General features: G+C 71.8%; 16 protein-coding genes. 5 read left to right on the top strand and 11 right to left on the bottom strand.

Annotated elements, in window-relative coordinates:
* Positions 1-27 precede the first annotated feature (27 nt).
* On the top strand, positions 28-1,287 hold the full coding sequence (locus AB0G32_RS19820) for a nucleotide sugar dehydrogenase (RefSeq protein ID WP_361164407.1): 1,260 nt from the start codon (positions 28-30) through the stop codon (positions 1,285-1,287).
* Between the two features lie 53 nt (positions 1,288-1,340).
* Here AB0G32_RS19820 and AB0G32_RS19825 read toward each other — a convergent pair whose 3' ends face one another.
* From AB0G32_RS19825 to AB0G32_RS19840, 4 genes are all read right to left on the bottom strand, one after another.
* Complete coding sequence (locus AB0G32_RS19825; RefSeq protein ID WP_361164410.1) at positions 1,341-3,470, bottom strand: 3-hydroxyacyl-CoA dehydrogenase NAD-binding domain-containing protein; 2,130 nt, start codon at positions 3,468-3,470, stop codon at positions 1,341-1,343.
* Positions 3,467-4,684, bottom strand: a complete 1,218-nt coding sequence (locus AB0G32_RS19830) for an acetyl-CoA C-acyltransferase (RefSeq protein ID WP_361164413.1) — start codon at positions 4,682-4,684, stop codon at positions 3,467-3,469. The genes AB0G32_RS19825 and AB0G32_RS19830 overlap by 4 nt, the downstream gene beginning before the upstream one ends.
* Before the next feature lie 86 nt (positions 4,685-4,770).
* A complete protein-coding gene (locus AB0G32_RS19835) occupies positions 4,771-5,805 on the bottom strand; it encodes a LacI family DNA-binding transcriptional regulator (RefSeq protein WP_361164416.1) in 1,035 nt (344 codons plus the stop codon).
* Positions 5,802-8,162 (bottom strand): glycoside hydrolase family 2 protein, encoded by a 2,361-nt coding sequence (locus AB0G32_RS19840; protein ID WP_361164419.1) that lies wholly within the window; start codon positions 8,160-8,162, stop codon positions 5,802-5,804. The genes AB0G32_RS19835 and AB0G32_RS19840 overlap by 4 nt, the downstream gene beginning before the upstream one ends.
* 141 nt (positions 8,163-8,303) lie before the next feature.
* Here AB0G32_RS19840 and AB0G32_RS19845 point away from each other — a divergent pair, with 141 nt between their 5' ends.
* The 3 genes from AB0G32_RS19845 to AB0G32_RS19855 are packed head-to-tail and all read left to right on the top strand — an operon-like array spanning position 8,304 to position 11,391.
* Positions 8,304-9,620 (top strand): ABC transporter substrate-binding protein, encoded by a 1,317-nt coding sequence (locus AB0G32_RS19845; RefSeq protein WP_361164422.1) that lies wholly within the window; start codon positions 8,304-8,306, stop codon positions 9,618-9,620.
* Entirely contained in the window at positions 9,620-10,564 is a 945-nt protein-coding gene (locus AB0G32_RS19850; protein ID WP_361164425.1) for a sugar ABC transporter permease, read from the top strand. Before AB0G32_RS19845 ends, AB0G32_RS19850 begins: the two co-directional genes overlap by 1 nt.
* Positions 10,561-11,391, top strand: coding sequence for a carbohydrate ABC transporter permease (locus tag AB0G32_RS19855; RefSeq protein WP_361164428.1), 831 nt, complete (start codon positions 10,561-10,563; stop codon positions 11,389-11,391). The genes AB0G32_RS19850 and AB0G32_RS19855 overlap by 4 nt, the downstream gene beginning before the upstream one ends.
* 3 nt (positions 11,392-11,394) lie before the next feature.
* Here AB0G32_RS19855 and AB0G32_RS19860 read toward each other — a convergent pair whose 3' ends face one another.
* From AB0G32_RS19860 to AB0G32_RS19890, 7 genes are all read right to left on the bottom strand, one after another.
* Positions 11,395-12,681 (bottom strand): ribonuclease D, encoded by a 1,287-nt coding sequence (locus tag AB0G32_RS19860; RefSeq protein WP_361164431.1) that lies wholly within the window; start codon positions 12,679-12,681, stop codon positions 11,395-11,397.
* Positions 12,682-12,814: 133 nt separating this feature from the next.
* On the bottom strand, positions 12,815-13,324 hold the full coding sequence (locus AB0G32_RS19865; protein WP_361164434.1) for a hypothetical protein: 510 nt from the start codon (positions 13,322-13,324) through the stop codon (positions 12,815-12,817).
* Between the two features lie 106 nt (positions 13,325-13,430).
* Positions 13,431-14,630, bottom strand: coding sequence for a putative T7SS-secreted protein (locus AB0G32_RS19870; RefSeq protein ID WP_361164437.1), 1,200 nt, complete (start codon positions 14,628-14,630; stop codon positions 13,431-13,433).
* Positions 14,631-14,639: 9 nt separating this feature from the next.
* Entirely contained in the window at positions 14,640-14,954 is a 315-nt protein-coding gene (locus AB0G32_RS19875; RefSeq protein WP_361164440.1) for a hypothetical protein, read from the bottom strand.
* 46 nt (positions 14,955-15,000) lie between these two features.
* Positions 15,001-15,696 (bottom strand): hypothetical protein, encoded by a 696-nt coding sequence (locus AB0G32_RS19880; RefSeq protein WP_361164443.1) that lies wholly within the window; start codon positions 15,694-15,696, stop codon positions 15,001-15,003.
* Positions 15,697-15,904: 208 nt separating this feature from the next.
* Entirely contained in the window at positions 15,905-16,567 is a 663-nt protein-coding gene (locus AB0G32_RS19885; protein WP_003972894.1) for a response regulator transcription factor, read from the bottom strand.
* A 306-nt stretch (positions 16,568-16,873) separates the two neighbouring features.
* The gene (locus tag AB0G32_RS19890; protein WP_361164446.1) at positions 16,874-17,560 is read right to left on the bottom strand and encodes a DUF3000 domain-containing protein; all 687 of its coding nucleotides are present in this window, start codon (positions 17,558-17,560) and stop codon (positions 16,874-16,876) included.
* Between the two features lie 185 nt (positions 17,561-17,745).
* Here AB0G32_RS19890 and hemE point away from each other — a divergent pair, with 185 nt between their 5' ends.
* Positions 17,746-18,813 carry a uroporphyrinogen decarboxylase gene (gene hemE, locus AB0G32_RS19895; RefSeq protein WP_361164449.1) on the top strand — a complete coding sequence of 356 codons (1,068 nt, stop codon included), beginning with the start codon at positions 17,746-17,748 and terminating at the stop codon, positions 18,811-18,813.
* Positions 18,814-18,826: the final 13 nt, after the last annotated feature.

Raw genomic sequence — 18,826 nt, forward strand, 5'->3', positions numbered from 1 at the left:
TTTGTCGCACTCTTCGGGGCGTGGATGATGAGTACGGACCTTGTCGTCATCGGACTCGGCTACGTCGGGCTGCCGCTGGCCCGCGCGGCCACCGCGGCCGGGCTGCGGGTGACCGGTCTCGACCGGCGCGCGGACGTCGTCGCGGGACTGAACGCCGGCCGGTCGCACGTGGACGACATCTCCGGCGCCGACGTGCGGGAGATGCGCGCGCGGGGGTTCACGGCCGTCACCGAGCCCGAGGTGATCGCCGGTGCCGCCGCCGTGGTGATCTGCGTACCGACCCCGCTCACCGCGCACGGCGCCCCGGACCTCGGCGCGGTGCGCGCGGCCGTCGCCGACGTCGCCGCCCACCTGCGGCCGGGGACCCTGGTGGTGCTGGAGTCCACGACCTACCCCGGCACCACCGAGGAGGTGGTACGGCCGCGCCTGGAGGCCGCCGGGCTGCGCGCCGGCGTCGACTTCCACCTGGCCTTCTCCCCGGAGCGGATCGACCCGGGCAACCCCGCCTACGGCCTGGAGAACACCCCCAAGGTGGTCGGCGGCGTCACCCCCGACTGCACCAAGACCGCCCGCGCCCTGTACGAGCGGTTCGTGACCCGGGTGGTGGAGGCCAAGGGCACCCGGGAGGCCGAGATGGCCAAGCTGCTGGAAAACACCTACCGGCACGTCAACATCGCGCTGGTCAACGAGATGTCGATGTTCTGCCGGGAGATCGGCGTCGACCTGTGGGACGCGATCCGCTGCGCCGCCACCAAGCCGTTCGGCTTCGCGCCCTTCCACCCCGGCCCCGGCGTCGGCGGCCACTGCATCCCGATCGACCCCAACTACCTTTCCTACAAGGTGCGGTCGCTGGGCATCCCGTTCCGGTTCGTGGAGCTGGCGCAGGAGATCAACCAGCGGATGCCGGCGCATGTCGTGGACCGGGCGGCCGAGTTGCTGAACGACGTGGGCAAGGCGGTGCGCGGCGCCCGCGTGCTGCTGCTCGGCGTCACCTACAAGGCCGACATCTCCGACCAGCGGGAGAGCCCCGCCCTGGCGGTGGCCGAGCGGTTCCGGGCCCGGGGCGCCGACCTGCGCTACTTCGACCCGCACGTCGAGGGGTGGTCGGTCGGCGGCGTCCGCGTCGAACGGGCCGACGACTACCTGGACGCCGCCGCGGCGGCCGACCTGACCGTGCTGCTCCAGCCGCACCGGGAGATCGACCCGGCGCTGCTGGCCGACCGCGCGCGGCTGCTGTTCGACACCCGGAGGGCCACCGCCGACCATCCCCGGGTGGCCAAGCTCTGAGCAGGGGGGAGAGAAGCTGGGCTTCTCTCCCCCCTGTTCCGGTCCTGCTCCGGTTATGCCGGGACGCTCGCCACGCCCGGTGCCAGGAACGGCTTGCCGGTCACCCGCTCGGCGACCCCCGCCCGGTCCAGGTACGGCGTGATGCCGCCCAGGTGGAAGGGCCAGCCGGCACCGGTGATCAGGCACAGGTCGATGTCCTGCGCCTCGGCGACCACGCCCTCGTCGAGCATCAGCCCGATCTCCTGCGCGACCGCGTCCAGCACCCGGTCCCGGACCTGCTCCTCGGTCAGCACGGAGCCGCCCTGCTTCAGCAGCGCGGCGACCTCCGGGTCCAGCTCCGGCCGGCCGCTGTCGTAGACGTAGAAGCCGCGCTTGCCCGCCTCGACGACCGCCCGGAGGTTGGGGGAGACGGTGAAGCGGTCCGGGAACGCCTTGTTGAGCGTCTCCGAGACGTGCAGGCCGATCGCCGGGCCGACCAGCTCCAGGAGGACCAGCGGGGACATCGGCAGGCCGAGCGGCTCGACCGCCTTCTCGGCGACCGCGACCGGGGTGCCCTCGTCGATGACGTTCTGGATCTCGCCCATGAAGCGGGTCAGGATGCGGTTCACGACGAACGCCGGGGCGTCCTTGACCAGTACGGCCGTCTTCTTCAGCTTCCTGGCCACCGCGAACGCCGTCGCCAGCGAGGCGTCGTCGGTCTGCTCGCCCCGGACGATCTCCAGGAGCGGGAGGACCGCGACCGGGTTGAAGAAGTGGAAGCCGACGACCCGCTCGGGGTGCTTCAGCTTCGACGCCATCTCGGAGACGGAGAGCGAGGAGGTGTTGGTGGCGAGGATCGCGTGCGCGGGCGCCACCGCCTCGACCTCGGCGAACACCTGCTGCTTGACGCCGATCTCCTCGAACACCGCCTCGATGACGAAGTCGGCGTCCGCGAAGCCCTCGGCCTTGTCCAGGACACCCGTCACCAGGGCCTTGAGCCGGTTGGCCCGGTCCTGGTTGATCCGGCCCTTGCCGAGCAGCTTGTCGATCTCGGCGTGGACGTAACCCACACCCTTGTCGACGCGCTCCTGGTCGATGTCGGTCAGCACGACCGGCACCTCCAGGCGGCGCAGGAACAGCAGCGCGAGCTGCGAGGCCATCAGACCGGCGCCGACCACGCCGACCTTGGTGACCGGACGGGCCAGCGACTTGTCCGGCGCCCCCGCCGGGCGCTTGGCACGCTTCTGCACCAGGTTGAACGCGTACAGTCCGGCGCGCAGTTCGCCGCTCATGATGAGGTCCGCGAGGGCCTGGTCCTCGGCGTCGTAACCGGCCTGGAGGTCGCCGTCCTTGACGGCGGCGATGATGTCCAGGGCGCGGTAGGCGGCCGGGGCCGCGCCGTGCACCTTGGCGTCGGCGACGAACCGGCCGCGCGCGACGGCCTGGTCCCAGCCCTCGCCGCGGTCGATGACCGGGCGCTCCACGGCGATCTCGCCCTTGAGGACGGCCGCCGTCCAGGTCAGCGACTGCTCCAGGAAGTCGGCGCCCTCGAAGATGGCGTCCGCGATGCCGAGCTCGTAGACCTGCTTGCCCTTGAGCTGCCGGTTCTGGTTCAGGCTGTTCTCGATGACGACCGAGACGGCCTTGTCCGCGCCGATCAGGTTCGGCAGCAGCGTGCAGCCGCCCCAGCCGGGGACCAGGCCGAGGAAGACCTCGGGCAGCGAGAACGCGGGGATCGCGGCCGACACCGTGCGGTACGCGCAGTGCAGGCCGATCTCGACGCCGCCGCCCATCGCCGCGCCGTTGTAGTACGCGAACGTCGGCACGGCCAGCTTGGACAGCCGCTTGAAGACGTCGTGGCCGCCCTTGCCGATGGCGACCGCGTCCTCGTGCCGCTTCAGCAGCTCGACGCCCTTGAGGTCGGCGCCGACCGCGAAGACGAACGGCTTGCCGGTGACGCCGACGCCGACGATGGTGCCGGCCGCGGCCTCCTGCTCGACCTGGTCGATCGCCGCGTCGATGTTGGCCAGCGACTGCGGGCCGAGCGTGGTCGGCTTGGTGTGGTCGTGACCGTTGTCCAGGGTGATCAGCGCGAAGCGCCCGGCCCCCAGCGGCAGGTCGAAGTGACGTACCTGGGCCTGCGTGACGACCTCGCCGGGGAACAGCTCGGCCGCACCCTTCAGCAGCTCAGCGGTGGTGCTCACTTGTCCCCCTCGAAGTGCGGGTTCTCCCAGATGACCGTGGCGCCCATGCCGAAGCCGACGCACATGGTGGTCAGGCCGTAGCGGACCTGCGGCTGCTCCTCGAACTGCCGGGCCAGCTGGGTCATCAGCCGGACCCCGGAGGAGGCCAGCGGGTGACCGAAGGCGATGGCGCCGCCGTACTGGTTGACGCGCGCGTCGTCGTCCGCGATGCCGTAGTGCTCCAGGAAGGCGAGCACCTGGACGGCGAACGCCTCGTTGATCTCGAACAGACCGATGTCGTCGATCGACAGACCGGCCTGCGCGAGCGCCTTCTCGGTGGCCGGGATCGGGCCGTAGCCCATCACCTCCGGCTCGACGCCCGCGAAGGAGTAGGCGACCAGCCGCATCTTGACCGGCAGGCCGTTCTCCCGGGCGAACTCCTCGCTGGCGATGATCGAGGCGGTGGCGCCGTCGTTCAGACCGGCCGCGTTGCCCGCGGTGACCCGGCCGTGCACCCGGAACGGCGTCTTGAGGCCGGCCAGGTTCTCCAGCGTGGTGCCCGGCCGCATCGGCTCGTCGGCGGTGACCAGGCCCCAGCCGGTCTCCCCGGCGTCCGGGTTGGTGCGCCGCACCGAGACCGGCACCAGGTCGGCCTGGATCTTGCCGTTGGCGTACGCCTTGGCGGCCTTCTCCTGGGAGCGCACGGCGTACTCGTCGGCCCGCTGCTTGGTGATGCCCGGGTAGCGGTCGTGCAGGTTCTCCGCGGTCATGCCCATGAACAGGGCGGACTCGTCGACCAGCTTCTCCGAGACGAACCGCGGGTTCGGGTCCGCGCCCTCGCCCATCGGGTGCCGGCCCATGTGCTCGACGCCGCCGGCGATGGCGACGTCGTACGCCCCGAAGGCGACCGAACCGGCCACCGTGGTGACGGCGGTCAGCGCGCCCGCGCACATCCGGTCGATGGCGTAACCGGGCACCGACTGCGGCAGACCCGCGAGGATGCCCGCCATCCGGCCGATGGTCAGTCCCTGGTCACCGACCTGCGTGGTGGCGGCGACGGCGACCTCGTCGACCTTCTTGGGGTCGAGCCCGGGGTTGCGGCGCAGCAGCTCCCGGATCGCCTTGACGACCAGGTCGTCGGCGCGGGTCTCGTGGTAAATGCCCTTCGGGCCCGCCTTGCCGAACGGGGTGCGGACGCCGTCGACGAAGACGACGTCCCTGACGGTACGAGGCACGATGGCTCTCCTCCAGGGTGCGGGACGCTGAGCGCTTGCTCAACCCATGCTACTTGCGAGTAACGCAGCGGGTACAGCGGCGCACGTCACACCGGAGCGGGTGGCGCCGTCGACCCCCGCGGCACCAGCACCGGCGTCGGCACCGGATGGGAATCCCCGCCCGTCCCGCCGATCACCCCGAACAGCGTCCGCCCCACCTCCGCCCCGAACCCGTGCACGTCATGACTCATCGCCGACAGCGTCGGATGAGTCAGCCGGCACAGCTGGGAGTCGTCCCACGCCAGCAACGACACGTCCTCCGGCACCCGCACCCCCATCTCCGCCGCCACCGACAGCCCCGCCACCGCCATGATGTCGTTGTCGAACACCACCGCGGTCGGCCGCTCTCCCGGCGGCGCCGCCAGCAGGGACCGCGTCGCCCGCGCCCCCGCGTCCCCGGAGAAGTCCGTGGCCACCTGCCGCGCCCCCGCCAGCCCCAGCGCCCGCGCCGTCGCCTCGAACGCGGCGGTACGGATCGAGGTGTGCCCGAGCGCCGCCGCACCCCCGACCCGGGCGATCCGCCGGTGCCCGAGCGCCGCCAGATACCGCACCGCCTCGGTGACGGCGGTGGCGTCGTCGGTCCACACCGAGGTGAGCCCGCCGGTCAGCGCCGGGTGCCCGACCGCGACCGCCGGGATGCCGAGCCGCGCCACCGGCTCCACCCGGGGGTCCGCGTCCCGGAGGTCGACGAGTATCGCCCCGCCGATCCGCCGCCCCCGCCACCAGGACTCGAGGAGCCCGGCCTCCTCCTCGACGCTGCGCACCAGCCGCAGCAGCAGTGAGCAGGAGTGTTCGGTCAGGACGCTCTCCACGCCCGAGACGAACTCCATGTAGAACGGCTCCAGGCCGAGCAGCCGGGCGGGCCGGCAGATCGCGAGGCCCACCACGTCCACCCGCGATCCGGCCAGTGTCCGGGCGGTCGCGTCGGGCGCCCAGCCCAGTTCCCGCGCGGCCCGGAAGATCTTGTCCCGGGTCGCCTCCGACAGGCCCGGCTTCCGGTTGAAGGCGAGGGACACGGCCCCTTTGGACACGCCGGCGCGGGCGGCGACGTCCTTGATGGTGACGCGGGAGCCGCTGGTCACTGAGCGGGCTCCAGGCAGTACAGGGCCGATCGGGCGGCGTCCGCGTCCGGAGCCCGCCAGCCGCGCACGCCGATGGTCACGCTCTCGCCGGGGAGCAGGGTGACCAGCCCCCGGTCGGCCCGCGCGGCCGGGTCCAGCCGGTCGGCCTGCAGCAGCAGGTCCCGGACCAGGGTGCGGGCGGTCACCGTGACACCGCCGGGCGCGAGCGCGACGTCGTACTGAGGGCGGACGTACGCGATGTCCCGGTCGGGCGCGGGAAAGCGCAGGGCGCGCAGCCGGTCCGCGTCCGCGACAAGGAACTCCTTCGGACCGGCGGGTGCCAGCTCCCCGGGCACGGGGACGTGGCCCACCGCCCGCCGCGCCACCGCGAACGGCACCTCGGCCCGCCCCAGCTCCGCCCCCTCGACGGACATCCGCCGCAGCACCGCCGTCCCGGTCCACTCCTCGGCGGCCTGGTTCACCACGGACAGCTCGCCCTCCCGGAGGGCCAGCAGCCGGTCCGCGTACAGCCGCCGCAGCTCGTGGTAGAGCGGCTTCTCCCGGCCGTCGCCGTCGATCGCGGCCCAACTGGTGACCGGCCAGCAGTCGTTCAGCTGCCACACGATCGTCCCGGCGCACACCGGCCAGTGCGCGCGCCAGTGCTCGATTCCGGCCGCCACCGCGCGGGCCTGGTTGACCTGTGTGAGGTAGTGCCAGCGGTCGAACTCGCCGGCGCCGGGCAGCGTGAAGTGCCGGGCCAGCCCGCGCTCCAGCTTGCCGTTGCCGTCCTCGGCCTTCTGGTGGTGCAGCATGCCGGGGGAGTCCGCCGCGAGCGGCTCGCCGGGCAGCGCGCGCCGCAGCGTGGCGTACGCGGGCGGCGCCTGCCAGCCGAACTCGGCCACGAACCGCGGCACGTCGGTGCGGTAGGCCGAGTAGTCCGCCCGGTTCCACACCTCCCACGAGTGGTGGGTGCCGTGCGCCGGGTCGTTGGGGTGCCGGTCCCAGGAGCCGGACCAGGGGCTGCCCGCGGTGTACGGCCGGGTCGGGTCCAACTCGGCGACCACCCGCGGCAGCAGCCCCAGGTAGTACCCCTCGCCCCAGGAGTCCCCGGCCAGCCGCGGCTCCCAGCCCCAGTCCCGGAACCCCCACAGGTTCTCGTTGTTGCCGTTCCACAGCACCAGCGAGGGGTGCGGCATCAGCCGTACGACGTTCTCCCGCGCCTCGGCCTCCACCTCGCCGCGCAGCGGCTGCTCCTCGGGGTAGGCCGCGCAGGCGAACGGGAAGTCCTGCCAGACCAGCAGCCCCAGTTCGTCGCAGGCGTCGTAGAAGTCCGCGCTCTCGTAGATGCCGCCGCCCCAGATCCGGACCAGGTCCACGCCGGCGCCGGCCGCCTGGGCCAGCCGTTCCCGGTAGCGCTCGCGGGTGATCCGGGACGGGAACACGTCGTCGGGGATCCAGTTGACGCCCCGCGCGAACAGCCGTTCGCCGTTGACGACCAGGGTGAATCCGGTGCCGTGCGCGTCGGCGGAGGTGTCCAGCTCGACGGTCCGGAACCCGATCCGGCGCCGCCACACGTCCAGCGGGACGTCCCCGTTCAGCAGCGTCAACTCAACGTCGTACAACGGCTGTTCGCCGTACCCGCGCGGCCACCACAGCTCCGCGTCCGGCACCCGCAGCCGTACCGTGCCGTGGCTGCCGTCCAGGTCCGCGCGGGCGGTGACGCCGGCGACGCGTGCCTCGACGGTCAGCGGTGCCTCGACGCGGGTCCGCTCGACGTCGACGCGCAGTTCGACGTCGCCGGTGCCGTCCGCGACGGTGACCAGGGGGCGGACCCGGGCGAGCCGGGCAGTCGACCAGTGCTCCAGCCGGACCGGCCGCCAGATCCCGGCCGTCACCAGGGTCGGCCCCCAGTCCCAGCCGAACGAGCAGGCCATCTTGCGTACGTACTGGTAGGGCTCGGCGTACGCGGCCGGCCGCTCGCCCACCTTGCCGCGCACCGCCTCGGCCTCGGCGTAGGCGGAGCCGAACCGCACGGTGAGCCGCCCGCTCAGCCCGGTGACGTCGAAGCGGTGCGAGCGGTGCATGTTCCGGGTCCGGCCCAGCGGCCGGCCGTCCAGCAGGATCTCGGCGACCGTGTCCAGCCCGTCGAAGACCAGGTCGCTCTGCTCGGGCCCGGAGCCCGCGTCGAGAGCGCGCTCGTACGTCCACTCCCGGCGGCCCACCCAGGCCACCTCGGTCTCGTTGCGGCCCAGGAACGGGTCCGGGAGCAGGCCCGCCGCCAGCAGATCGGTGTGCACACAGCCCGGCACCGCGGCCGGCAGCGGGCCGTCCGGGTGACACAGGGTCCATCCCTCGGTGAGCGGTGTCGCCTGAAGCATGCACACTCCCTTAACCGGTTCACAGCGACGGTCACATGATCAGAACACTGCCTGAGCACGGTTGGCGGAAACGGGACTTTACCGGTTCAGTACGCGCTGTCAGAGTGCGGAACCGGCCAACCACTCGTCGTAGGGGGCTCCATGAACCGCCGCAACGTGCTCGCCGGATCGATCGCCGTCCTCGCCCTGCTGGCCTCGGCCTGCACGGGCACCGGGGGAAGTACCGAGGGCGCGGACGCCGGGGCGCCCGCCGACCCGGGCAGCGTCGAGGGGACCATCACCGTCCTCACCCACCGGACCGACCTGGTGCAGGACGGGACGATGAAGAAGTACGCAGCCGAGTTCCGCCGGACCCATCCCAAGGTGAAGGTCGAGTTCGACGGCCTCACCGACTACGAGGGCGAGGTCAAGATCCGGATGAACACGGAGGACTACGGCGACGTCCTGATGATCCCGGCCGTGGTGCAGAAGAAGGACTACCCCCGCTTCTTCGCCTCGCTGGGCAGCCAGGACGAGCTGTCGGCGAAGTACCGCTTCACCGGCTACTCGACCGTCGACGGCAAGGTCTACGGGCAGAGCCCGATCGGTGTCGTCCCGGGCATGGTCTACAACAAGCGGGTCTGGCGGCAGGCCGGCGTCACCGACTGGCCCACCTCGCCGGCCGAGTTCCTCGCCGACCTGAAGGCGGTCAAGGCGAAGACCGACGCCGTGCCGTACTACACCAACTTCAAGGACATGTGGCCGCTGACCCAGTGGACCAACGTCAACGGCTCGGTCGGCTGTGACACCGGGGCGACCAGCAGGCTGGCGGAGGGTGATCCGTGGGCCGAGGGCGCCGACCTCCGGGTGGGCGACACGCTGCTGCACGACATCGTGGAGTCCGGACTGATCGAGAAGGACCCGACCACCACCAACTGGGAGGGCTCCAAGCCGAAGCTGGCCAAGGGCGAGATCGCCACCATGTGGCTGGGCTCCTGGGCGGTGATCCAGATGCGGCAGGCCGCCGAGCAGGCCGGCACCGATCCGGCCGACATCGGGTTCATGCCGTTCCCGGCACAGCGGGACGGCACGTTCTGCGCGGTCACCTCGCCCGACTACCAGCAGGCCGTCAACGTGCACTCCGCGCACAAGGAGGCCGCCCGCGCCTGGATCGACTGGTTCACCGAGAAGTCCGGCTACGCGGCGGCCAACCTGGCACTCTCCCCGCTCAAGGACGCCCCGCTGCCCGACCTGCTCAAGCCGTACCAGGAGGCGGGCGTCAAGCTGATCGACCTGGACGACACCAAAGGCGCCGAGGTCAAGGCCATCGACAACGCCTCCGAGGTCGGCATCTACCAGCCCGACTACCGCCAGGACCTGGTCGACCTGGCCCGGGGCGCGGCCGACGGCGACCTGGCGGGCTTCTTCGAGGAACTGAGCGAGAAGTGGAACACGGCCCGCGGGACGGCGGGTTCCTGATGACGGACACCACCCGCGGGGCGGCACCGGCGCTCAGGTCCGCGCCGGTCCGGGTCCCGCCCCGCCGGGCCCGGCGCCGCCGGCCCCCGACCCCCTGGCTGTTCCTGCTCGCCCCGCTCACCCTCCTGATCGTCTTCACCTACGCGCCGATCGCCAACATGATCGCGTACAGCTTCACCGACTGGGACGGCGTCAGCCCCGAACTGCACTTCACCGGCGCCGGCAACTACACCGAGATCTTCACCCGCGAGGACCTCTTCCGGGTCTTCTTCGTCAGCGGCTACTACCTCGCCGCCTCCGTCCTCCAGATCACCGCCGCGCTCTACTTCGCGACGGTGCTGAGCTTCAACATCCGCTTCCGGAACTTCTTCAAGGGCGTGCTGTTCTTCCCGTACCTGATCAACGGGGTGGCGATCGGTTTCGTCTTCCTCTACTTCTTCCAGGACGGCGGCACCCTCGACTCGGTGCTGAGCCTGTTCGGCTACGACGGCGACCGCGCCTGGCTCGGCACCTCTACGTCGGCCAACGTCTCGCTCGCCGGGGTGTCGGTGTGGCGCTACACGGGACTGAACTTCGTCCTCTTCCTGGGCGCCATCCAGTCCATCCCGGGGGAGCTGTACGAGGCGGCCGAGCTGGACGGGGCGAACCGGTGGCAGCAGTTCCGGTACATCATCGCGCCGAGTATCCGGCCGGTGATCGGACTGACCGTGATCCTGTCGGTCTCCGGCTCGCTGGCGGTCTTCGAGATCCCGTACATCATGACCGGCGGGGCGACCGGCACCGAGACCTTCGTGATCCAGACGGTGAAGCTGGCGTTCCAGTTCAACAAGACCGGCCTGGCCTCCGCGGCGGCCGTAGTCCTGCTGCTGATCGTGCTGGCGGTGACCTGGGTGCAGCGGCGTCTGGTCCCCGACGACCCCGACCGGAAGGCGGAGCCGGCATGACCCGCCGAGCCGTGACCCGCGCCCTGGTGTACCTGTCCCTGGCGGGCGCCGCGCTGGTCGTCCTGCTGCCCCTCACCGTCGTCCTGCTGACCTCGCTGAAGACGTCCGGCGAGATGGCCGACGGCTCGGGCGCGCTGGCCCTGCCGGACGACCCGTTCAACCTCGACAACTACGTGACCGCGTTCCAGGACGGCCGGATGCTGCTGGCCTTCGGCAACACCGCCTTCGTGCTGCTGTTCGCCATCGGCGGCACGGTGCTGATCGGGTCGATGGCGGCGTACGCGATCGACCGCTTCGCGTTCCGCATGAAGAAGCTGGTGCTGGCGCTGTTCCTGGTGGCCGCGCTGGTGCCGGGCGTCACCACCCAGGTGGCGACCTTCCAGATCGTCAACAGCCTCGGCATGTTCGACAGCCTGTGGGCGCCGGTCCTGCTCTACATGGGCACCGACATCGTGTCGATCTACATCTTCCTCCAGTTCATCCGGTCCATCCCCATCTCGCTGGACGAGGCGGCCCGGGTGGAGGGCGCGAACGCCTTCACGATCTACCGGAAGATCATCTTCCCGCTGCTCAGGCCCGCCATCGCGACCGTCGTGATCGTCAAGGGGATCACCGTCTACAACGACTTCTACATCCCCTTCCTCTATCTCCCGTCCGAGGATCTTGGCGTGATCTCGACGTCGCTGTTCCGCTTCAAGGGACCGTTCGGGGCCCACTGGGAGACGATCTCGGCAGGCGCGGTGCTCGTCATCCTGCCGACGCTGATCGTCTTCCTGCTCCTCCAGCGGTTCATCTACAACGGCTTCACGCGCGGGGCGACGAAGTGATGCTCAGGACGTCGGTGCCGACAAGGCCGCCACCAGCACCGGCGTCACCTGCTCCACCTGCCAGGGCCGGGCCCCGTGCCCGACGAGCGCCGCGGCCACCGACTCCGTGCCGGCCGGCGCCGGGGGCTCCCAGCAGACCCGGCGCACGGTGTCCGGGGTGATCAGGTTCTCCTGCGGCATGTTCAGCTCCTCGGCCAGGGCGGTCACCGCGGCCCGCGCGGCGGAGAGCCGGGCCGCGGCGGCCGGGTCCTTGTCGGCCCAGGCGCGCGGCGGCGGCGGGCCGGTCACCGGCTGCCCCGGCTGCGGAAGCTGCGCCTCGGACAGCGCTCTGGCCCGGTCGACCGCGGCCTGCCACTGCTCCAGCTGCCGCCGGTTCACCCGCCCGAAGCCGCTCAGCTGGGCCAGCGCGTGCACATTGGGCGGCAGCGCGAGGGCCGCCTCCACGATGGCCGCGTCCCCGATCACCTTGCCCGGCGAAACGTCCCGGCGCTGGGCGACGCGGTCCCGGGTCTGCCACAGCTCGCGGACCACGGCGAGCTGCCGGCGGCGGCGCACCTTGTGCATGCCGGAGGTGCGGCGCCAGGGGTCCTTGCGCGGCTCGGCCGGCGGGGCGGCGGCGATGGCGTCGAACTCCTGCCGGGCCCACTCCAGCTTGCCCTGCCGGTCCAGCTCCTTCTCCAGCGCGTCCCGCAGGTCGACCAGGAGCTCCACGTCGAGCGCGGCGTAACGCAGCCAGGGCTCGGGCAGCGGCCGGGTCGACCAGTCGACGGCGGAGTGCCCCTTCTCCAGGACGAACCCGAGTACGGACTCCACCATCGCGCCGAGCCCGACCCGCGGGAACCCGGCGAGCCGCCCGGCCAGCTCGGTGTCGAACAGCCGCGTCGGCACCATTCCTATCTCCCGCAGACACGGCAGATCCTGGGTGGCGGCGTGCAGCACCCACTCGGTGTCCTTCAGCGCCTCCCCGAGTCCGGACAGGTCCGGGCAGGCCACCGGATCGATCAGCGCCGTGCCCGCCCCCTCCCGGCGCAGCTGCACCAGATACGCCCGCTGCCCGTACCGGTACCCGGAGGCCCGCTCGGCGTCCACGGCGACCGGTCCGGACCCGGCCGCGAAGGCGGCGGTCACCTCGGCGAGCGCGGCCGCGTCGGCGATCACCGGCGGAATGCCCTCCCGAGGCTCCAGCAAGGGGATCGGCGCCTCCACAGCAGAAGTTCCGGTCTCGTCCGGAGGAGCGCCTCCGGTGGTGCGCGGTGCACGGTCTGCTGCGGTTTCGTGGGCGTCGGTCACCTGTCAAGGGTATCCGCAAGGACGAGCGGCTGACCTGCGCGTTCTGGACACGTTCGCTCTGACCTGCACAAACACCTGTTGTCGTTTCTTGCGGCCGACCGGCACTTCTCGGCCACCGGCGCCCGGCGGTCCGCTAGGGCGCTGCCGGACGCAGGGCGGCGACGAAGATCTTGAAGTCCGCCAGGACCTCCTGGAGCCGGCTCGCCCTCGCCGTCAGCGCGATCTCGATCTCGACGCGTTCACCGCGCTGCCGCTTGTTCTCCAGCACCAGCAGGACCTGGCTCTGCGCCAGCTCCATCGGCTGCCCGTTGACGGTGGCCTGGACGCGGAGGTTCTGCACGATTCCCGGGGCGTCGATCAGGCCCGGCGCCGGTGAGCTGCCCACCTCGGTGCGCTTGACGACCTCGACGGCGCCGACGTTCTCGCGCAGCCGCCGCACCGACTCCTCGGCCAGGGTGTGCAGGCCGGCCGAGCCCGTCAGGGTGCGGCCGGTGACCGTGATGTTCGGCATGAAGCCCTGGCCCCGGGAGGCGGTGTGCAGGGCGACGAAGGCGGCGTGCGGGGCGCCGACCTCGTCCGGGGGCGCCGAGTGCCAGCCCGGCGGAAGCTCGATCTCGAGCGGCACCGGAAGTGTGCCCGGCATGGTGGATCAACTCCTTGTCGTACGGATGACCGACGGTACGGGAAGCGAAGGGACAGGAATCGGAGGCGGAGGCGGAATCGGAGGCGGGGCAAGGGGCGGGGACGGCTCAGTCGCCCCAGTCCCCGATCGCGTCCCACGCGTCGCCGAGCGCGTCGGTGATCTCGCCCGGGTCGATCTCGACCTGGCCACCGAGCTTGCCGCCGAGGCCGAGGCCGACGCCCAGGTCACCGCCGACGACGAACTTGCCGTCCTTCAGGCCGGCGTCGAAGTGGGCCTCGGCGCCGGCCCCGGCCCAGGCCTCCGCCGTACCGCCGACGCCGATGCCGATGACGGAGGCGTGCCCGTCCGCGGCGGCCTTGGCACCGGCGAACGCCTCGCCGCCGGCGTGGACGCCGTCCGTGCCGACGGAACCACTGACCCCGGCTTCGGCGCCCGCGAACACCTCCGCCTTGCCGGAGACCGCGAAGACACCGGCCTCGTACTTGCCGTCGGCCGCGGCCTGGGCGAGATACGCCTTGCCGGACGCCTGCGCGGTGGCGTTGCCGTCCAGCAGCCCCACACCGGCGGAACCCTCGACACCGAGGAGGTTCACTCCGGCCGCCCCGGAGACATCACCCCCGGCGAACACCGCGTGCCCCTTGGCCTCGGCGCCCCACACCTTGGCACCACCGGAAACGGAGGGGCCGGCCACGACGATGCCCGGTCCCTTGTGCTCGCGCAGCGCATCCCGCTGCTCCCGCGTCAGGTTCGCCTGGTTGCCCCAGGCCCCCTTGTCGCGCAGTTGGGGTGCCCCTTCCAGCTCGGCGAACTGCCGGGTGGTCAGGCCCGAGTCGTCCTCCGCCACCTCGGAGGCGAAGAAGAGCCAGTCAGGTGCGTCGTCACCGCCGCCGCCCTGCGCCTTGAACTTCGCGGCCGCCGTGTCACCCGCCGACTCGGTCCGGCCGCGCGCCGTCTCCAGCAGTTGCTCGCCGCCGCTCTCGTCACCCGCCTCGTACAGCAGGACGGCCTGCTCCGCCTGCCCCTGGGCCCACTCCAGTACCCCGGCGTAGTCCCGCAGCGCCCGCGCGGCCGCGCTCAGCGCGTCCGCGCCGCGGTACCACTTCTGCTTCTGGCCGGAGAAATCCTCCCAGAAGGCATCGCTCGCCTGCCCCTGCCAACCGGGCACGCGGACGGAACCGAGCTGGTCCCCGATGCCTTCGAGGGTCTGCGCGTGTCCGTCGAGCCGGTCGGCGTCGCCGCCGAGTTTCGACGGGTTTCCCGGAATCAGCTCGCGCGGGTCCCGGGTCTCGCCAAGTCGTGCCGCCATCATTCCCCGTCAGTGGATGCCGGGGCCGACGACCGCGGGCCCGGTGAAGTTGTTCTGGGACAGTCGCTCGGCCTGCTCGTAGGAGGCGGCGTTGGCGTCGAGTCCGTCCGCCGAGTTGTCCGCGTCCTCCTTCATCGGGCTTTTGACGGCCGCGGTCCAGGTCGCCATCAGCAGACCGAACTCCTCCGCCGCGCCACTGTGGCCGAAGTCACCGCTGGACTTCCCGAGTTCGCCGAGCTTGACGCCGTCACTGCGGCCCGCCGCGTTCCTTATCTTGTCGGCGGCCGACCGCAGTTCGGACGGCTCGACATCGAACTGGCCCATCCATTCCCCCCCCATTGTTGGCGTGCTTGACGATCATGCGAGTCTGTTACGGCACCCGAGCGGGGCGGCCGGGCGCGCTGATCCCCATGACGCCGGCGGCGTCGACGAGGTAGTCCAGGGGACCGACCAGATTCTCGGAGTTCAGCGCGGTCCGGTCGCGCCAGGCGAACAGGCGGCCATCGGACAGGTGGAGCTGCAGTTCGGGGGCCCGGGGGTCGGTCATCAGGAACTCCGCCAGCCCGTTGAGCAGTACGGCACGGGCGCGCTCCTCGTCGCGGGAGACGATGTGGAAGTCCTTGTCCAGTTGCGGAACACCCACCTTCATGGCGCGCCCGTGCTCCAGCGTGTCGAGCAGGCCGTCGCGGTGGACCCGCACGTCCGGCAGGTCCACGTCCAACTCCAGGCACCAGCAGGAGTGGACGTTGACCGTGCTGACGCCGTCGTCCATGTCGTTGTGGCGCTCATGGACCTCGTGGGCCCGGAAGCCGAAGCCGCGATGGGTTCCGCTGACGACGTTGTTCCCCTGCACACCCGTGGTGCGATGCCACCACGGGCCGCCTCCGGCGACCCGCTCCACCACTTCCTGATAATTCCACCCCCGTCCCTCGGCGAAGGTCCGCAGCTTCGCGTAAGAGTCCGCTGCCTCACGCTTCTTGCGCGCCTTGCGCCGGGACGTCCACACGGTGAGCGCGATGATGCCGCTCACCCACAGCACGGCCACCACGGCTTCGATTCCACTCATGGCGTCAGCATCCCTCATGTCCCCCCGGACGCCCGGCCCGGACCAGTGAACCGTCTCGTCGACGCGTATTCGTATCAGTTGGCGCGGCCTGTCCGACAGGTCCTTCACGCCCTCCCGCGCCGCCCTGCCGATGATCTTCACGTCATGACATGCCGGTGCCCGTCGACGGAACGTTCCGTCGACGGGCACAAGGGGGGGTTGGGAGAGGTCAGTGGATGATGCCGGTGCGCAGGGCGACCGCGACCATGCCGGCGCGGTCGCCGGTGCCCAGCTTGCGGGCGATGCGGGCCAGGTGGCTCTTGACGGTCAGGGCGGACAGGCCCATCGAGACGCCGATCGCCTTGTTGGACTGGCCCTCCGCGACCAGGCGGAGCACCTCGACCTCGCGGCCGGACAGTTCGCGGTAGCCGCCCGGGTGGCTCGGGGCACCCGGGGGGCGGCGGTGCAGCCGGGCGGCGGCGGCGCCGATGGGGGCGGCACCCGGCCGGGTGGGAAGCCCGACGTTGGTACGGGTGCCGGTGACGACATAACCTTTGACTCCGCCGGCGAGCGCGTTGCGCACCGCGCCGATGTCGTCGGCCGCGGAGAGGGCGAGGCCGTTGGGCCAGCCCGCGGCGCGGGTCTCGGACAGCAGGGTCAGGCCGGAGCCGTCGGGAAGATGGACGTCGGCGACGCAGATGTCGCGGGGGTTGCCGATGCGGGGACGAGCCTCCGCGACGGACGAGGCCTCGATGACGTCGCGCACACCGAGCGCCCACAGATGGCGGGTGACGGTGGAACGGACGCGGGGGTCGGCCACGACCACCATGGCGGTCGGCTTGTTCGGGCGGTAGGCGACCAGGCTTGCGGGCTGCTCGAGGAGAACGGACACCAGGCCTCCTGGGTGCGGGGACGACGGGGCCGGCTCGTGGGGAAGAAGCCGGGACGAACCGTGCTTTCAAGGTCACAGTCGTCTTCGGCAATAAACCTGTCCTCCTTTAGAGAATGATCACGATCTGGTGAGTAACAATCCGAGCAATTCGGACAGGCGATCGATCATTCGAAGACCGAACGGTTCCGGACTGCGTCGTTACGCGCTCGAAAGTGGTCGTATCGACAAAGTGACCCGACCGATTCGGGGCAAAAAGAACGGAGGGTACGGCTGCTGCCGTACCCTCCGTTTCCGGTCCTCGCGGCGCTACCGGGACTGCGGCCCCCGGCGCTGCGGCAGTGTCACCACCGACGCGTCGCCCGGGCCGGCCGGCGGCAGTCCGCCGACCTGGGCCAGCAGGTCGCACCAGGCGCCCAGGTGCGCGGCGGCGTCCGGCACCCCGCCCAGGCCCTCGCGCGGCGTCCAGGAGGCGCGGATCTCGATCTGCGAGGCGGCCGGGCGGGCGGCCAGGCCGCCGAAGTAGTGCGAACTGGCGCGCGTCACCGTGCCGCCCGCCTCGCCGTAGGACAGACCGCGGCCCTGGAGGGCGCCGGTGAGCCAGGTCCAGCACACCTCCGGCAGCAGCGGATCGGTGGCCAGTTCCGGCTCCAGTTCCGCGCGCACCAGCGTCACCAGCCGGAAGGTGCCCTGCCAGGCGTCGTGCCCGGCCGGATCGTGCAGCAGCACCAGCCGCCCGTCCGCCAGATCCTCGTCGCCGTCGACCACCGCGGCCTCCAGCGCGTACGCGTACGGCGCCAGCCGCTGCGGCGGGCGGGTCGCCTCCACCTCGATCCCCGGGCGCAGCCGGGCCGCCCGCAGCGCGTCGACGGCGGACCGGAACGGCAGCGGAGCCGTATCCTCCGGATATCCGACGCCCTCCGCACCGTCCTTGATGTTGTTGGGTTCGTCCATTCCGCCCGTGCCGTCCGACAGTCGTCCCTGAGCCGCAGCCATGCGGGGAAGGTTAAGCGGAACGGCGCCCCGGCGCAGGGAGGACACCCGCAGCGGGGCGCGATGTCCGGATCACACGGCGCGCGGACGGGCCGGGCGGCGCACGGGCCGGGCGCGGCGACGGGGCCGCCCGCCCCGGTGCGCCCCGGGGGCCGGGACGGGCGCCGAGGCGTGCGAGACTTTCCGTCGTGAGTGCCAACGACACCCCCACGGGCCAGCCGCCGACCGCCACGTACGACTCCGCCTTCCTCAAGGCGTGCAGGCGTGAGCCGGTGCCGCACACGCCCGTGTGGTTCATGCGCCAGGCCGGCCGCTCGCTGCCGGAGTACCTCAAGGTGCGCGAGGGCATCCCGATGCTGGAGTCCTGCACCCGGCCCGAACTGGTCGCCGAGATCACCCTCCAGCCGGTGCGCCGGCACGGCGTGGACGCGGCGATCTACTTCAGCGACATCGTCGTCCCGCTCAAGGCCATCGGCGTCGACCTCGACATCAAGCCGGGCGTCGGCCCGGTCGTCGAGAAGCCGATCCGCACCCGCGCCGACCTGGCCCGGCTGCGCGACCTGACCCCCGAGGACGTCTCCTACGTCACCGAGGCGTTCGGGCTGCTCACCGCCGAACTCGGCGCGACCCCCCTGATCGGCTTCGCCGGCGCCCCCTTCACCCTCGCCAGCTACCTGGTGGAGGGCGGCCCGTCCCGCAACCACGAGCACACCAAGGCCCTGATGTACGGCGACCCGCAGCTGTGGGCCGACCTGCTGGACCGGCTCGCCGACATCACCGCCGCCTTCCTCAAGGTGCAGATCGAGGCGGGCGCCAGTGCCGTGCAGCTGTTCGACTCCTGGGTCGGCGCGCTGGCCCCCGCCGACTACCGCCGCTCGGTCATGCCCGCCTCCGCGAAGGTCTTCGAGGCCGTGGCCGGCTACGGCGTCCCGCGCATCCACTTCGGCGTCGGCACCGGCGAACTCCTCGGCCTGATGGGCGAGGCCGGCGCCGACGTGGTCGGCGTCGACTGGCGGGTCCCGTTGGACGAGGCCGCCCGCCGGGTCGGCCCCGGCAAGGCGCTCCAGGGCAACCTCGACCCGGCCGTCCTCTTCTCCTCCCGGGAGGCCGTCGAGGCCAAGACCGGCGAGGTCCTGGCCGCCGCCGAGGGCCTGGCGGGACACATCTTCAACCTCGGCCACGGCGTCCTGCCGACCACCGACCCGGACGCGCTGACCCGCCTGGTCGCGGACGTGCACACGCGCACGGCACGCTGAGCGGCGTGGAAGG

The organism is Streptomyces sp. NPDC023723, assembly GCF_040639815.1.
Lineage (GTDB): Bacteria > Actinomycetota > Actinomycetes > Streptomycetales > Streptomycetaceae > Streptomyces.

Excerpts from the sequence above, each read along its gene's own strand:
- AB0G32_RS19820 (WP_361164407.1), top strand. The coding sequence starts at position 28 with ATGAGTACGGACCTTGTCGTCATCGGACTCGGCTACGTCGGGCTGCCG.
- AB0G32_RS19840 (WP_361164419.1), bottom strand. The coding sequence starts at position 8,162 with ATGCTTCAGGCGACACCGCTCACCGAGGGATGGACCCTGTGTCACCCG.
- AB0G32_RS19845 (WP_361164422.1), top strand. The coding sequence starts at position 8,304 with ATGAACCGCCGCAACGTGCTCGCCGGATCGATCGCCGTCCTCGCCCTG.
- AB0G32_RS19850 (WP_361164425.1), top strand. The coding sequence starts at position 9,620 with ATGACGGACACCACCCGCGGGGCGGCACCGGCGCTCAGGTCCGCGCCG.
- AB0G32_RS19855 (WP_361164428.1), top strand. The coding sequence starts at position 10,561 with ATGACCCGCCGAGCCGTGACCCGCGCCCTGGTGTACCTGTCCCTGGCG.
- AB0G32_RS19865 (WP_361164434.1), bottom strand. The coding sequence starts at position 13,324 with ATGCCGGGCACACTTCCGGTGCCGCTCGAGATCGAGCTTCCGCCGGGC.
- AB0G32_RS19870 (WP_361164437.1), bottom strand. The coding sequence starts at position 14,630 with ATGGCGGCACGACTTGGCGAGACCCGGGACCCGCGCGAGCTGATTCCG.
- AB0G32_RS19875 (WP_361164440.1), bottom strand. The coding sequence starts at position 14,954 with ATGGGCCAGTTCGATGTCGAGCCGTCCGAACTGCGGTCGGCCGCCGAC.
- AB0G32_RS19880 (WP_361164443.1), bottom strand. The coding sequence starts at position 15,696 with ATGAGTGGAATCGAAGCCGTGGTGGCCGTGCTGTGGGTGAGCGGCATC.
- AB0G32_RS19890 (WP_361164446.1), bottom strand. The coding sequence starts at position 17,560 with ATGGCTGCGGCTCAGGGACGACTGTCGGACGGCACGGGCGGAATGGAC.